Source organism: Massilia sp. P2_C2 (assembly GCF_056404615.1).
This window is the reverse complement of sequence record NZ_JBFUDR010000163.1, coordinates 1-13,650: the sequence shown is the minus strand read 5'-3', so window position 1 is coordinate 13,650 and position 13,650 is coordinate 1. Positions and strand designations below refer to the sequence as shown.

Genomic DNA, 13,650 nt, shown 5'->3' with positions numbered 1-13,650 from the left:
GCCCCGCACCGTGCTCGCGCTCGCGCCGTAAGTCTTGATGCCTTCGGCGTACACGGCCTTCCAGGTGGCCGGCGCGCCGGGCGGGAAGGCCGGGCTGAAACCGAGATAGAAGTTCGGCGTCTTGTCGTGGTAGCGCGCGGCATAGAAACCGTACTCGACGTCGGAACCGGCGGGCGTCCACTTCAGCTGCAGGCCGCCCTGGCCGGCGTTCTTCGCCTTCATGTCGGGAATCACGGCGAACGCCGGCGCCGGCACGGTGGCCGGGGCCACCAGGAAGGCGGAGCTGCCCGCGCCGGCCACGTCGAACGAGCTCAGGTAGCTGCCGGCGCCGGGAATGAGCGAAGGCCGCCATTCGAACTGGTAATAGCCACCGAGCGAGAGGCTGGACGTGATCTGCAGGGAACCGGACACCTGGCTCACGGGACGGAGGATTTCCTTGAACTGCGACCCGGGCACCGACAGCAGCTTGACGAGATCGACCGGACCTTGCGCGTTGGCGATGCCGTTCGCGCCAAAGAACAATGTCTCGCCGTATTGCAGGGTGTGGCGGCCCAGGCGCACGGTGCCCGGCAGGTTCCCCAGGCTGCCCTTGGCGTAGACGAAGGCATCGAGCACTTCCGCGTCGCGGCCGTGCAGGCGGCGGGTGCCGGGCGTGAAGGCGTTGGTCGGCCGGCCGCCCAGGATGGCGGCGTTGGTGGCCGGCGACCGGTTCTGGTTGGCGCGGTTGTACACCGCGTCGTACCAGGCGGCGGCGCTGATGCGCGCGCCGTAGTTCTGGGTACCGATATCCAGTTCGGTCAGCCAGTCGACGCGGTTGGAAACGAGGCCCTTGTGCTGGAAGTTCAGGTCGCCGTCGTCCATGTTGGCGCCGGTGAAGTCATCGGGGCCGGCCGACGGATAGCCGCCGGACAGCAGGCGCGGGTCCGCATCCTTCAGGCGGTAGGCGGTGCTGTACTTGATCGTATTGTTCCAGCTGATCTTGAGATCCGGATTGCCGGTGTCGAAATCGGTCGCGTGGGCGGCCCGTAACGGCAGCGTGGATGCGATGGCGGCGGCGAGCAATGCAGGGGGGCATGACCTTGGAAACTTCATGTTTGTCTCCTTCGTTTGTGTCTTGTCGGGCCGATGCGCGGCCCGGTTTTTTTATTGGTGATATCGACGGCGCTGCCGGGTCAGATGTAGGTCGAGGCAAGTCCTCCATCGACGGGAAGGTTGACCCCGCTGATCCAGCGCGCCGCATCGGAACAAAGGAAAGCCACGACGGCCGCCACTTCGTCGGCATACGCGGGGCGCTTCATGCGGTGTGCGTCCTTCTCGACCCGTTCGTTGCCCAGCATGGCGATGAAGTCACCGAGGATCGGCGTGAACACCGGCCCCGGCGCCACGCAATTCATGCGCACCGACTTTTCCAGGAACCACTGCTGCGATTGCGCGAAGGACCATACGATCAGCGCTTCCTTGAAGTACTGGTAGCAGGTTTCCTGTGGCACCGGATGCTCCTTCAGCCACAGGCGGCCGGCCTCGAAGCCTTCGGTGGCGGCGAGCTGCTTGTGCAGGCCCAGGCGCGCCGGCCACTCGGCGCCGAGGATCGAGGCGATGTTGACGATAGTGGAACCCGCCGGCATGCGCGGCAGGATCGTTTCGGTCAGGTGGCGCAGGCCGAGGTAGTTCACGCGGCCGACGAGATCGCGATCGGCCGTGCCGGGTACGCCCGCGACGTTGCACAGCGCATCGACGCGGTCCGGCAGTTGGGCGACGGCGGCGTCGATGCTCGCCGGATCGGACAGGTCGACCTTCACGAAGCCGTCGAGCGTAATGCCCGGCTCGTTGCGGTCCATGCCGATCACTTTCGCGCCTTGAAAGCGCGCCAGGCGCACGGTCTCCGCGCCGATGCCGGAAGCGCAGCCGGTCACGATCATGTGCTTGTTTTGCAGTTGCATCTTGTGTCTCCGTGGTGATCGATTGATGAACCGTTGCCTTCAGAACGGATAGCGTGGCGCTTCGTTCTTGATGGTGATCCACTGCCATTGGGTGAATTCATCCCAGTCGGCCGGGCCGCCGTGGCGGCCGCCGTTGCCCGAGGTGCCGCCGCCGCCGAACGGCGCATGCGCTTCGGCCAGCACGGTTTGGTCGTTGACGTGCGCATGGCCCGCCGGTACCCGGTCGATGATGCGCATCGCACGTGCGATCGACGGCGTGATGACGCCGATCGCGAGCACGCCGTCGGCCTGCGCTGCGAGTGCGATGGCTTCGTCGTCCGTGTCGAATACCGTGATCGAGGCGACCGGGCCGAAGATTTCTTCTTCGAATGCGCGCATGCCCGGTTGCACGCCGGTCAGCACCGTCGGCTGGTAGAAGAGGTTGTCGTAGCTGCCGCCTGCTGCGAGCCCGGCGCCGGCGGCGAGGGTGTCCTGCACGATGGCATGCACGCGTTCGAGCTGCCTGCCATTGATCAGCGGGCCGAGAGCGACCTGGCCGGTGGCCGGATCGCCCACCGGCAGATGCTGCGCCTTCGCTGCAATGCGCTCGATGACGGCATCCGCGATCTTGCGTTGCACGAGGATGCGGCCCGAAGCCATGCAGATCTGGCCCTGGTGCAGGTAAGCGCCCCAGGCGACGTTGGCTGCGGCGATGTCGGGATCGGCATCGTCGAGCACGATCAGCGAATTCTTGCCGCCGAGCTCGAGCGAGGTCTTCTTCAGATGCTTGCCGGCCAGTTCGCCGATGCGGCGGCCGACCTGTGTCGAGCCGGTGAAGGCCACCATGCCGATATGCGGATCGGTGCAGATCGCCTCGCCGGCCTCCGCACCGCCCGGCAGCACGTGCAGCACGCCTTTCGGCAGGCCGGCTTCCTCGAAGATGCGGGCGATGATGTAGCCGCCCGTGATCGGCGTCTGCAGATCGGGCTTGTGAACGACCGCGTTGCCGGTGGCGAGCGCAGGTGCGACCGAGCGGATCGACAGGATCAGGGGGAAGTTGAATGGCGAGATCACGCCGACCACGCCGTGCGGCACGCGGCGCGCGATGCTCATCTGGTCGGCTGCGCTGGCCAGCAGATGACCGCGCGGCTGGGTCAGCATCGCGGCCGCTTCATGCAGATGGGCCGTCGCCTCGCGCAATTCCACCTGCGCCTTCGGCATGATGCTGCCGGTCTCGCGGACGATCCAGCCGCACAGTTCGTCTTTGTGCAGATCGAGCAGCGCAGCCGCCTTGCGGAAAATCCCGGCGCGCGCCTTGTAGTCCATGGCGGCCCAGGCTGGTTGCGCGGCCCGTGCGGCGAGCGCGGCGCCGGCGACGTCTGCCGCGTTCGCCATACCGGTGGTGCCGAGCGGCCGGCCGGTGGCCGGTTCGACGAATGCGCGGCTGCCGCCCTGCGCCGCAGTCCAGTCGCCGTTGAAGATCCTGCCGTGCCAGATGGCGTCGTGCAGGAAGGGCAGGGATTCGGATGCTCCCATGTGCGGTCTCCTTGTCGTGGTACATCGGTTGAGTGGTTTTGTGATGATTCATAACAATTTGCGTGCCACGTCGCCGTGATGAGCGTGTGGTGCGCTGCGGCATCCGTGAAATCGGGTCTGCGCCAGAGTAGGGGACGGGTGTCGATCGCGGAATTTACGGTGCGATGCCGCATGGCGGCCGCCATCGCACGAATGCATGAAATGATGAATTCCGCGAAACCCGATGAACGATTTGATCAATACCGCGCCGCGCCGTCGGCCGATACCGGCGCCACGGCGGTAAAAAAATCCTGCGTGCTGTTCTTGATGAAATGATTCGGTGGAGAAATTGCGATGTATGATTTGAGCAACGACGATCATGACCCGGACATGAGCAAGCGCAACCACATCTCCCTCGCGGATGTATCGAACGCCACCGGCAAGATGCTGAACCGTGGCGACAGCGAACATTTCAATGCCGGTGCGCCGCCGACGTTGGACGATCTCACGCAGTCGCTGTACTTTTCTCCCGGCGATGGCCGTATCTGGCTCAATGGCCAGCGCATGCAGCTCCTGCATACCTCGTCATTGGGGGCATTGCGCCGTGAACTGCTCGAARGCCTTGGCCAGGACAAGGCGCGCGGACTGCTCACGCGCGTGGGTTATGCCGCCGGCGCGCGCGATGCGCAATTGATGCGCGAGCGCTGGCCCGGCGCCGACCCGGCGTCCGTGTTCCTCGCGGGCGCGCGCATGCACGCGCTCGAGGGAGCGGTCAAGGTCGAACCCGTGCACTTCAAGTTCGACGTCGACCGCGGCACGTATTACGGCGAATTCCTTTGGCATCATTCCAGCGAGGACGAGATGCACATCGCCGATTTCGGCATCGGCACCGAACCGGCCTGCTGGATGCAGACCGGTTATGCGATCGGTTATGTGAGTACGCTGATGGGCGGATTGATGATCTTCCGCGAAGTCGAGTGCATGTCGATGGGGCATCCGCATTGCCGCCTGATCGGCAAGCCGGCAGCGGAATGGGACAACATCGAGGAGGACCTGCGTTACCTGAACGCCGAGGCTTTCGTGAGCACGCAAGCCTATGGCTGGCATGCGCGCGACGAGCGGGCCGTCGTCGCGGCGTCGGACGGAGCGGGCGACGTCGCTGCCGGCGATGGCGACAAGCAGATGGTCGGTGTCTCCTCTGCGTTCAACGCCGCCTGTCACATGCTGCGGCGCGTCGCACCGACCGCGGCGACCGTGCTGTTCACGGGTGAGTCGGGCGTCGGCAAGGAGTTGTTCGCCTATATGCTGCATCAGATCAGCACGCGCAAGGGCAAGCCCTTCATCGCCGTGAATTGCGCGGCGATTCCCGAGACCTTGATCGAATCGGAGCTGTTCGGCGTCGAGCGGGGCGCCTTCACCGGAGCGACCGTCTCGCGGCCGGGACGCTTCGAACGCGCGCACGGCGGCACGCTCTTCCTCGACGAGATCGGCACCCTGAGCCTGGTGGCACAGGGCAAGCTGCTGCGTGCCTTGCAGGAAGGCGAAATCGAGCGTGTCGGGGGCAGTCGCAGCGTCAAGGTCGACGTGCGGGTCGTCGCGGCGACCAATGTCAACCTGCGCGAGGAAATCCGCGCGGGACGCTTCCGCGAAGACTTGTTTTTCCGACTGAACGTGTTTCCGATTCACCTGCCGCCGTTGCGCGACCGGCGCGAGGATATTCCGTTGCTGATGAGTTATTTCATGCGCCGTTACGGACAGAAGCACGGGCGGCATGTGACCGGCTTCACCGCGCGCGCGGCCGACGCACTGCTGAACTACGATTTTCCCGGCAATATCCGCGAATTACAGAACCTCGTCGAGCGCGGCGTGATCTATGCGAGCGACGACGGTCCGATCGACCTGCCGCACCTGTTTACGAGCGGCGAGTTGGCGCATACCTCGTATTTTTCGCTGGCGCAGACCGGCAGGCTGACGAACCGGTCCACCGACGCCGCACCGGCGGGGCACGCTGCGGGCGAACTGCTGGATCTGTTGCCCTCCATGATGAAAGGCGAAGCGGGCGGTGCCTGGTCGCTCGACAATCTCGAAAACAGGCTGATCCTCGACGCGGTCAAGCGTGCCGACGGTAATCTCTCCGCAGCCGCGCGCATGCTGGGCATCACGCGGCCGCAGCTGTCCTACCGCATGAAGAAAATGCAGGGATCGGCGTGATGCGGGCGGCGCTCCAGCGCATTCGGCAATACCTTCGGTGGCGGTACGCGGGACGTGATCGACAGCGTTGGCGCCGGCGGGCATGCCTGCCAATAATGGCGGCACTCCCAACTCCGTAAACACGCCATGCGCCCGACTCACGCCCCCACGCTCGTCAACGATATCCACTCCATGCTGAACGTGACACGGGTTGCAGGAATCTGTCAGCCTCGCAGCCTTGCCGATATTCGCGCCGTTATTGCGGACGCGGCACGGCAAGGCTTGCCAGTGGCGACCTGCGGCGGGCGGCATGCCATGGGTGGCCAGCAATTCGCCGCCGATGCCATTCTGCTCGACATGAGGCAAATGCGCCGGGTACTGGCCTTCGACGACGTCTCCGGCCTGGTCGAGGCCGAAGCCGGCATCGAGTGGCCGGAACTGATCAGCTATCTCGAAAGTGCTGCGGCGCCGGACTGCCGACGCTGGAGCATTCGCCAGAAGCAGACAGGCGCGGACAGGCTGTCGCTGGGCGGGTGCCTGGCAGCCAATATTCACGGACGCGGCCTGCGCATGTGCCCGTTCATCGGCGATGTGGAAGCCTTTACGCTGGTCGATGCGAACGGCGACGTGCAGCACTGCAGCCGGACCTGCAATCGTGAACTGTTTTCTCTGGCGATCGGCGGCTATGGGCTGTTCGGCGTGATCGCCAGCGTGACCCTCCGCCTTGCGCCGCGCCGGACAATGCGGCGGGATGTGACGCTACTTGAACTGGACGAGCTGGCGGCGGCATTCGCGGACCGCATCGCAGCAGGCTATGTATTCGGCGATTTCCAGTTCGCCATCGACCCGGAAAGCAGCGACTTCATGCGTCGTGGCGTGTTCTCGTGCTACGTACCGGTCGACGACGCCGCACCACCGGACGTTGCGGCGCGGGCGTTGTCCGACGAGGACTGGCGCGATCTGCTGCATCTTGCGCACACCGACAAAACCAGGGCGTTCGAGCACTACGCACGCCACTACCTGGCGACTGACGGCCAGCACGACTGGAGCGACCGGCTACAGCAGAGCACCTATCTGGACAGCTACCATTGCGACATCGACCGTGTGCTCGGCCACTGCGGCTCGGAGGTGATCGGTGAAATCTATGTGCCGCTCGAGCGTCTTGCAGGTTTCATGCGCGGCGCCGCCACTGATTTCAGACAGCATGGCGTCGACCTCATTTACGGGACCGTTCGCCTGATCGGGCAGGACACGGAAAGCTTCCTGCCGTGGGCACGCCAGGACTACGCCTGCGTCATCTTCAACCTGCACACGCCGCACACGACGGACGGGATCGATGCGACACATCGCGCCTTTCGTCGCCTGATCGACATGGCGATTGCGCGCGATGGCAGCTTTTACCTGACTTACTCGAGAGCCGCGAGCGCGGCCCAGGTAAGCGCCTGCTACCCACGCTTCTCGCAGTTCCTGGAAGCGAAACGCCGCTTCGATCCGCAACAGCGCTTCCAAACCAACTGGTACCGCCATTATTCTGCAATGTTCACCGGCGCAGTCGCGGGCCTGGCGGCATGAAGCCGGATAAGCCCAGCAGGACCGCGCTGGTCGTCGCAGGCGGATTACAACTGGCGGGGGCGAAACACGCGCTGCCTGCCGATGCACTGCGCTTCGGTCAACAACTGCTGCGCGTCGCCTATCCGCGCCTGGCCGGCTTGCTGCGCATGGCATGGTTTCGCCACCTCTGCGGCCTGCTCGAACGCGCCACGCTGCCCGGCATCTGTTTGCACTTTGCCCTGCGCAAGCAGATGCTGCGCCGGCATGCGCGTGCCGCGCTTGACGCCGGTTGTACGCAAGTGATCGTGCTCGGCGCCGGATTCGACACCTTGTGCATGGAATTGAAAACGGTCCGGCAGGATCTTTGCTGCATCGAGATCGATCACCCGGCCACGCAATCGGTAAAGCGTACCGCAGCCGATGATAACGGCATCCACTTCATCGCAGGAGATCTGACGCAGCAAGACCTTGGCCAACTGCTGGCTGACCATCCGAACTTTCGCGCAGATGCTGCCACCCTGTTCGTTGCGGAAGGACTGCTGATGTACATGTCACTCGATGCAGCGCGTGCGCTGTTCGTGCAGATGGCTGCGGTCGCACCGAACAGCCAGGTGGCGTTCACGTGGTTCGAGCCGCTGGTGGATGGACGCCCCGGATTCCGCCAGCGCAGCCGCCTGATCGACATCTGGCTGCGATGGCGAGGCGAGCCTTTCCTGTCGAGTATGGCACGCACAACATTGGCCGATTTTCTGTCCAGTGCCGGTTTCGTGCTTCAGAACCTGGATGCCAGCAGCGATCTACTGGACAGTTCGTATGGTGCGGGGCGGCCAATCGGTGGGGAGTATATCGCGCTGGCTGGCGTCGACCCGGCTTGAATCCTATCCTCGCCTCCGGATCGTCATTGTACGGGCCGGGTTCAGCCCAGTTTACTGGTCCAGGCTCGCCAGTGCCCAGCACTGTGCCCATGAAAAAATAGCATGCCGCTGCTCGTCGCTGAAGGTACCCATGAGGATCTCGCTCAGGAACTGCACGACGCTCATGCGCACGCCATACGGCAGAAAAGCGATCGTGGCAACCGAGGACTCGATGTCCGGATGAACGCTTGACATCATGATCTGCACGACCAGTTCGGCGTGCTCGGTCCATCCGGCACCGTCGACGTAGTCGATGAGCGCGACAACGCTGTCTGGCATGTTCATCTGGTCTCGCATGGGCAGCGTATCCGGCAGAAATGTTAAAGGTCCTCCAGAGTACAGCACTCGCGCAACGTCAGGATGAAATCGAGAACATGCCGACTCATCAGTGGTAGCGGTTGCAACGATACCGTGGCGTGACTGGTACACCGATGCCTAATTGATACGTAATTCGCCACATTTTCGCAGTAGGCGAATATCGGGGCGCCTGACGTTCACCTTCCAATAACCGTTTTTCTCCCATGGTCCGCACCTCGCTTGCCGCAGTGCGGACTTTTTTCTTGCCAAATCTGCACGGACTCGTCAATACATGCCGCGACGTTGTCAAGTTCTTTGGTGGTATGAGGCCCGCGCTTACCAATATTCCGTTGTTTTGACGCAAGTTTATGCCGGTATTTTCCGCACGGCATTAGTTTCCGGAGGTAAAATTCAGTTACTTATAGAAAATAATTTCTTGTCGTATTTCTACCTTTGCATCGAGATCATTGTGAATCCGAATTTGAGCCGCCCCTTCCTGTTGACCGCGATCCTCGGCATTGTGGGCACACTGTCTGCCTGCGGTGGGGGCGGGGGATCGGCAGCGCCGGTATCGACGATTGCTTCGACGACGTCTTCGACGCCGCTTCCGACCACTGCGTCGACGTCACCGTCGACGACGGTGCCGACGACACCTTCAACGACTGATCCTGCGTCATCATCGTCGCCGTCTTCGACGACAACTTCGACGACAACCTCGACGACAACCTCGACGACAACTTCGACGACGCCGTCCACCACATCGCCGACGCCACCTGCAAGCACGGACCCGGCGCCCGCCCCGCCCTCGACAGCGGATACCACGACCGTCCTGCCGGAAGAAAGCTATTCTCCGGCAACGCAGTACTCCTCCAACTATTGCCAGGACGGCGTCTATCCTGCGCAGTGGGACTGGAATCCTTCGAAGATCATCCAGCAGGACGCGCCGGCGACCTCGGGCACGCCCAGGATCGTGCAGATGCGGAACGGCGTGGCGATCGCGACCTTTTCGGCTTTCGGCGGCGACGCGGCACGCTCCAGGCCCAACAGCGAGAACGGCACCGATACGAGCGTCGGCCCGTTCCGCCGCTCGCCGTACACGCAATGGAAAAGCGGCGATGTCTTCCTTGTCTACCCCGCGGTGTATAGCGGCGCCGACATGCAGATCTACATCGGCCCGAATATCGTCAATGACGACGACTACCGCGCCGGCAAGTACACGATACCGACTAACATCACCATTCGCGGCGTGACGGTCGATGGCAAGCGTCCGGTGATCGTGAATCCGCCGAAGGGCGCTTCGAACGCGACCTACGGACAAGGCCTCATCTACATCGATGGCAGGTACGATTCGGCCGGAAAAATATCGCAGCGTGCCACCAATATCACCATCGAAAACCTGGATATCGTCGACTCGCCGTCGGGTGGCTACATCGGCAAGGCGGCGGTCTACATCAATGGCGCGCAGGACGTCACATTGCGCAAGGTCCGGATCGCCGGTTTCAAACAGCACAGCGCCAACGGCATTTTCTCGACGGGCAATACCGCGGGCACCTTACTGCTCGAGAATGTCGAACTCGACAGCAATGGCGGCGGCGGCGGTCCCGAGCACAATGCCTATATCAATGGCAGCAACAGCGATGCGACGTTCACCTTCAAGGTACTCGGCTCCTGGAGTCATGATTCCTATTATGGACACCTGCTGAAGTCGCGTGCCCAGCGCACGATCATCGAAGGCTCATATCTTACCGGGCAGCGCGCCGCGGCGGGCCAGCAGGCCGAGACCTACCTGCTCGACGTGCCCGATGGCGGTGAGCTGACCGTGCGTAATACGATCTTCGTGAAGAATTATTCCGGCAATAACTCGAACGGCGCCTCGTTGACGTTCGGCGTCGAGTCGGCCCTGACGACGCGCACCTGGGGGCTGACGGTCGAACACAATACGTTCGTGGCGCTGTCGCGCTACTACGACGATGCCAAACACAAGCTGTTCCCCATGTTCATCAGCAGCAAGGCGTTGGGCGACAAGAAGATCGACTCGAATCTGTACGTCGGCTATTGCAATGGCGATGTGACGCGCGATGYCCCCGGCACGAATGCGTTGACTGCCGGTTTCAACGACATCGACCAGAGTTATCGTCCGCGCCTGCCTTCTCTGACCGGTAACCTGGGCATTATCGGCACGACGTCGTACTGGCATCTGGGACGGTCGGCGACGCGCAAGACCAATGCCGTCGGCGCCAGGGATTGAATTCCTCTGTTCCTGAAAGTGAAAGCGCGGCGTGAACCTGTCCCCGGTTCACGCCGCTTTATTTCTGACGCATTACGCGACCGTGCTGTTATGATTCGCACCGCCCATCCACAAGGCGATGTGCGCAACGACTCCTTTGATCGACATGCAGCACTTTTACAGGACGGCGCTCGTCGCGTTCGTTATCCTTCTCATTGCCGATGCACTGATTGCGGGTTTCTGCTTCTATCAAAGCAACCCGTCCTTGTCGCTCATGCCGCCGGAAAAAGGCGCGGCACAGTGGCATGTTGCCGTCATCACGGACGTTTCAATCGGAGGCGCGTCGACGGTTCGCATCCAGGACGCCACGCAACAATCGCTCAGCTTCGACTTCAGGGTGTCGGAGGCAATCCCGTATCCCTGGGCGTGGGCAGCATTGCTGATCGATGGCGCGGACGGGGAGCCCGGCTCCATCGATCTGTCGAAGTACTCGACTGTTTCTTTCCTTGCCAAATGCCAGCCCGCCAATTCGCTGTTGGTCATCATTACCACGGTTGATGCAAGTGTCACGAAGCAGGGCGTAAAGCAGACCGCGGTGCCCGTCATGACTTACTTCTCCTGCAACGAGAAGGGCATGCCGGTCTCGCTGGATCTTACGCGTCTCGCCATTCCGGGGTGGTGGTACGAGGCGGAACATGTCGACATATCACGCCGGTCCTACAAGCTGGACCATGTGACGAAACTGGAATTCGGCGCGAGCCAGTTCAGCCCGCGCGAGTCGGATTCCCATGTCGAGATCAGCGATCTCGTGCTGCATGGCCGCGATGAGCGCTACCTCGTCGCGCTGGCAGCGGTGCTGGTGATCGGTTGGTGTGCCTTCGGCATCTGGTTCTTCCGGGCACAGTCGCGCGCGCTCATTGCGAAGGTGGACTCCCGGCTGAACAAAGACCTGTCTTTTGTGGCATACCGGCAATTGACCGTTGAACCGTTCGAGGACGAGGAAAAAGCCGCCATCCTGCGCTACATCGCGACCCATTACGCGGATTCCGGACTGGACCTGGATGGTGTTGCCGCAGGTACCGGCGCGAACCGTAACAAGATCAATGACGTGCTGAAAACCGAACTCGGCATGACATTCACCAGTTACCTGAAGAAGCTGAGGTTGACTGAAGCGGCCAGATTGTTGACCAACAAAGCCGGTGCGACCGTCGCGGAAATCGCGCGTTCGGTCGGCTATGCCAACAGCTCGTATTTCAACAAGATATTCAAGGAAGAGTACGGCTGCTCCCCCAGGCAGTTCAGAAACCTTGCCGCCCGGTCGGAAACGCCTGCCGGGCACGATCCGGCAGGACGGTAGCGTCCATTCCATCACGGGGCCGGCCGTGATGTTTCAATAACAATTCCCTGCATTGCGGTCAGGACTGGGCAGATCGAATTGTCCGGTCCTCGCACCATGTGCGGTTCCCCAGGCTGTGCCCCGGACAGCAGCCTCCTGCAGTTCGTTCCCTTCCACTACGACAACCAGCCGAATCGGATAGCAATATCTGCACACGCTGGAAATTCCCGCAATAAATGTTAGAGCCCGGTCAGGCAGGCGCATATCGTCGGTACGAAGGGCGAACTACGCCCGCACAGGGCGCGTACAGCGGCCTGAAGTGAAAACTGGAGGAAGACGAATATGCATTTGAAGAAAAAATTGGCCTTGACCCTGGGCCTGCTGTTCTCGCTGGGCGCGCACGCTGAAACTTATCACTGGGACAACGTTACAATGGGCAGCGGTGGGTTTGTCAGCGGTATCGTCCCGAGCAAGACCGAACGCGGCGTGATCTACGCCCGCACGGACGTGGGGGGGGCTTACCGCTGGGACAGCCATAACGAGCGCTGGATCCCGCTGACGGACTGGCTCAGCGAGAGCGATATCGGGCTGCAGGGCGTGGAATCGATCGCCGTCGACCCGCGTAACGCGGGCACCGTGTACATGCTCACCGGGACCAGCTACTTCGGCAATGGCAAGACTGCGATCTTGCGTTCGACCGATTACGGCCAGCATTTCGACGTCGTCGACGTGACGGCCCAGTTCAAGACCAACGGCAACGGCATGGGCCGCTCGAATGGCGAACGAATGCAGGTCGACCCGGGTTCGAGCAACGTCCTGTTCGTCGGCACCCGCGACAATGGCCTGTTCAAGAGCGTCGATTCGGGCAAGACCTGGACCCACGTGGATGGGCTGAACATGGCTTCGACGCCCAACGGCAACGGCATCAGCTTCGTGCTGCTCGACCCGACCAGCGTCAGTGGCGGGACGGCCAAGCGCATCTTCGTCGGCGTGTCGCGTTACGGTTCGGTCGGACCGAACCTGTACATGAGCAAGGACGGGGGCCTGACCTTTGCCCCGGTCGCGGGTGCGCCGGCGAGCCTGATGCCGCAACGCGCGGCCATGACGTCCAAGGGCCGCCTGTACCTGACTTATGGCAACGGCGCCGGGCCGCACGCCCAGAGCGACAGCGAACCGATGACCACGGGCCAGGTCTGGGAATACAACACCGTCGGCGGTGCCTGGACCAACATCACGCCGGCCGGCATGACCAATGCGTTCGGCGGCATCAGCGTCGACCCGAGCGATCCCAAGCACCTGATCGCATCGACGATCAACATGTACCGCCTGCAGCACAGGAACCCGGACGGGTACGGCGACCATATCTTCACGTCCTACGACGCGGGTCGCTCCTGGGTCGACCTGATGCAACGCGGCATGGCGATCGATCCGAACGGTATCGACTGGGTCAAGGAATCGACGATCCACTGGGCCGGTGACGTCCAGTTCGACCCGTTCGATCCGAAGACCGCATGGGTGATCTCGGGTAACGGCGTGTTCAGGACGACCGATCTCGACGCGACTACGAGCGTCTGGAAGTTCGACGTGAAAGGCATGGAAGAGACCGGTTCGTGGGTAACGGCGTGTTCAGGACGACCGATCTCGACGCGACTACGAGCGTCTGGAAGTTCGACGTGAAAGGCATGGAAGAGACCGGTTCGT

Annotated in this window: 12 protein-coding genes; 7 read left to right on the top strand and 5 right to left on the bottom strand. The window is 62.5% G+C overall.

Translation table 11 applies throughout. The features are described from left to right. From AC1DYX_RS18555 to AC1DYX_RS18545, 3 genes are all read right to left on the bottom strand, one after another. Nucleotides 1-1,092: DUF1302 domain-containing protein (locus AC1DYX_RS18555; protein WP_477261460.1), on the bottom strand; the 1,092-nt coding region annotated here is incomplete at its 3' end. Nucleotides 1,093-1,172: 80 nt separating this feature from the next. Continuing rightward, nucleotides 1,173-1,940: a coniferyl-alcohol dehydrogenase gene (locus AC1DYX_RS18550; RefSeq protein ID WP_477261458.1), complete on the bottom strand. Its 768-nt coding sequence runs from the start codon at nt 1,938-1,940 to the stop codon at nt 1,173-1,175. Between the two features lie 39 nt (nt 1,941-1,979). After that, a complete protein-coding gene (locus AC1DYX_RS18545; protein ID WP_477261456.1) occupies nt 1,980-3,455 on the bottom strand; it encodes a benzaldehyde dehydrogenase in 1,476 nt (491 codons plus the stop codon). A 171-nt stretch (nt 3,456-3,626) separates the two neighbouring features. On the opposite strand from AC1DYX_RS18545, the gene AC1DYX_RS18540 reads away from it, so the two are divergent. From AC1DYX_RS18540 to AC1DYX_RS18525, 4 genes are all read left to right on the top strand, one after another. Then, complete coding sequence (locus AC1DYX_RS18540) at nt 3,627-3,770, top strand: hypothetical protein (protein ID WP_477261454.1); 144 nt, start codon at nt 3,627-3,629, stop codon at nt 3,768-3,770. A 54-nt stretch (nt 3,771-3,824) separates the two neighbouring features. Further along, complete coding sequence (locus AC1DYX_RS18535; protein ID WP_477261464.1) at nt 3,825-5,645, top strand: sigma 54-interacting transcriptional regulator; 1,821 nt, start codon at nt 3,825-3,827, stop codon at nt 5,643-5,645. A gap of 171 nt (nt 5,646-5,816) precedes the next feature. Next, nucleotides 5,817-7,196 (top strand): FAD-binding oxidoreductase, encoded by a 1,380-nt coding sequence (locus tag AC1DYX_RS18530; RefSeq protein ID WP_477261452.1) that lies wholly within the window; start codon nt 5,817-5,819, stop codon nt 7,194-7,196. Beyond that, nucleotides 7,193-8,050, top strand: a complete 858-nt coding sequence (locus tag AC1DYX_RS18525) for a class I SAM-dependent methyltransferase (RefSeq protein WP_477261450.1) — start codon at nt 7,193-7,195, stop codon at nt 8,048-8,050. Before AC1DYX_RS18530 ends, AC1DYX_RS18525 begins: the two co-directional genes overlap by 4 nt. Before the next feature lie 51 nt (nt 8,051-8,101). On the opposite strand, the gene AC1DYX_RS18520 is transcribed toward AC1DYX_RS18525, so the two are convergent. Both AC1DYX_RS18520 and AC1DYX_RS18515 read right to left on the bottom strand, forming a co-directional pair. Next, nucleotides 8,102-8,386 carry a hypothetical protein gene (locus AC1DYX_RS18520; RefSeq protein ID WP_477261448.1) on the bottom strand — a complete coding sequence of 95 codons (285 nt, stop codon included), beginning with the start codon at nt 8,384-8,386 and terminating at the stop codon, nt 8,102-8,104. Nucleotides 8,387-8,833: 447 nt separating this feature from the next. Beyond that, nucleotides 8,834-9,208: a hypothetical protein gene (locus AC1DYX_RS18515; RefSeq protein WP_477261446.1), complete on the bottom strand. Its 375-nt coding sequence runs from the start codon at nt 9,206-9,208 to the stop codon at nt 8,834-8,836. A 154-nt stretch (nt 9,209-9,362) separates the two neighbouring features. On the opposite strand from AC1DYX_RS18515, the gene AC1DYX_RS18510 reads away from it, so the two are divergent. The 3 genes from AC1DYX_RS18510 to AC1DYX_RS18500 all read left to right on the top strand — a co-directional run bounded on the left by AC1DYX_RS18510 (nt 9,363) and on the right by AC1DYX_RS18500 (nt 13,626). Beyond that, entirely contained in the window at nt 9,363-10,634 is a 1,272-nt protein-coding gene (locus AC1DYX_RS18510) for a hypothetical protein (protein ID WP_477261444.1), read from the top strand. A gap of 145 nt (nt 10,635-10,779) precedes the next feature. Beyond that, a complete protein-coding gene (locus AC1DYX_RS18505; protein ID WP_477261462.1) occupies nt 10,780-11,970 on the top strand; it encodes a helix-turn-helix domain-containing protein in 1,191 nt (396 codons plus the stop codon). A gap of 327 nt (nt 11,971-12,297) precedes the next feature. Further along, entirely contained in the window at nt 12,298-13,626 is a 1,329-nt protein-coding gene (locus AC1DYX_RS18500) for a WD40/YVTN/BNR-like repeat-containing protein (RefSeq protein WP_477261442.1), read from the top strand. Nucleotides 13,627-13,650: the final 24 nt, after the last annotated feature.

What these genes read in the sequence shown, in the direction of transcription:
- AC1DYX_RS18550 (WP_477261458.1), bottom strand. Translation starts at nt 1,940, where the DNA reads ATGCAACTGCAAAACAAGCACATGATCGTGACCGGCTGCGCTTCCGGC.
- AC1DYX_RS18545 (WP_477261456.1), bottom strand. Translation starts at nt 3,455, where the DNA reads ATGGGAGCATCCGAATCCCTGCCCTTCCTGCACGACGCCATCTGGCAC.
- AC1DYX_RS18540 (WP_477261454.1), top strand. Translation starts at nt 3,627, where the DNA reads ATGGCGGCCGCCATCGCACGAATGCATGAAATGATGAATTCCGCGAAA.
- AC1DYX_RS18530 (WP_477261452.1), top strand. Translation starts at nt 5,817, where the DNA reads ATGCTGAACGTGACACGGGTTGCAGGAATCTGTCAGCCTCGCAGCCTT.
- AC1DYX_RS18525 (WP_477261450.1), top strand. Translation starts at nt 7,193, where the DNA reads ATGAAGCCGGATAAGCCCAGCAGGACCGCGCTGGTCGTCGCAGGCGGA.
- AC1DYX_RS18520 (WP_477261448.1), bottom strand. Translation starts at nt 8,386, where the DNA reads ATGCGAGACCAGATGAACATGCCAGACAGCGTTGTCGCGCTCATCGAC.
- AC1DYX_RS18505 (WP_477261462.1), top strand. Translation starts at nt 10,780, where the DNA reads ATGCAGCACTTTTACAGGACGGCGCTCGTCGCGTTCGTTATCCTTCTC.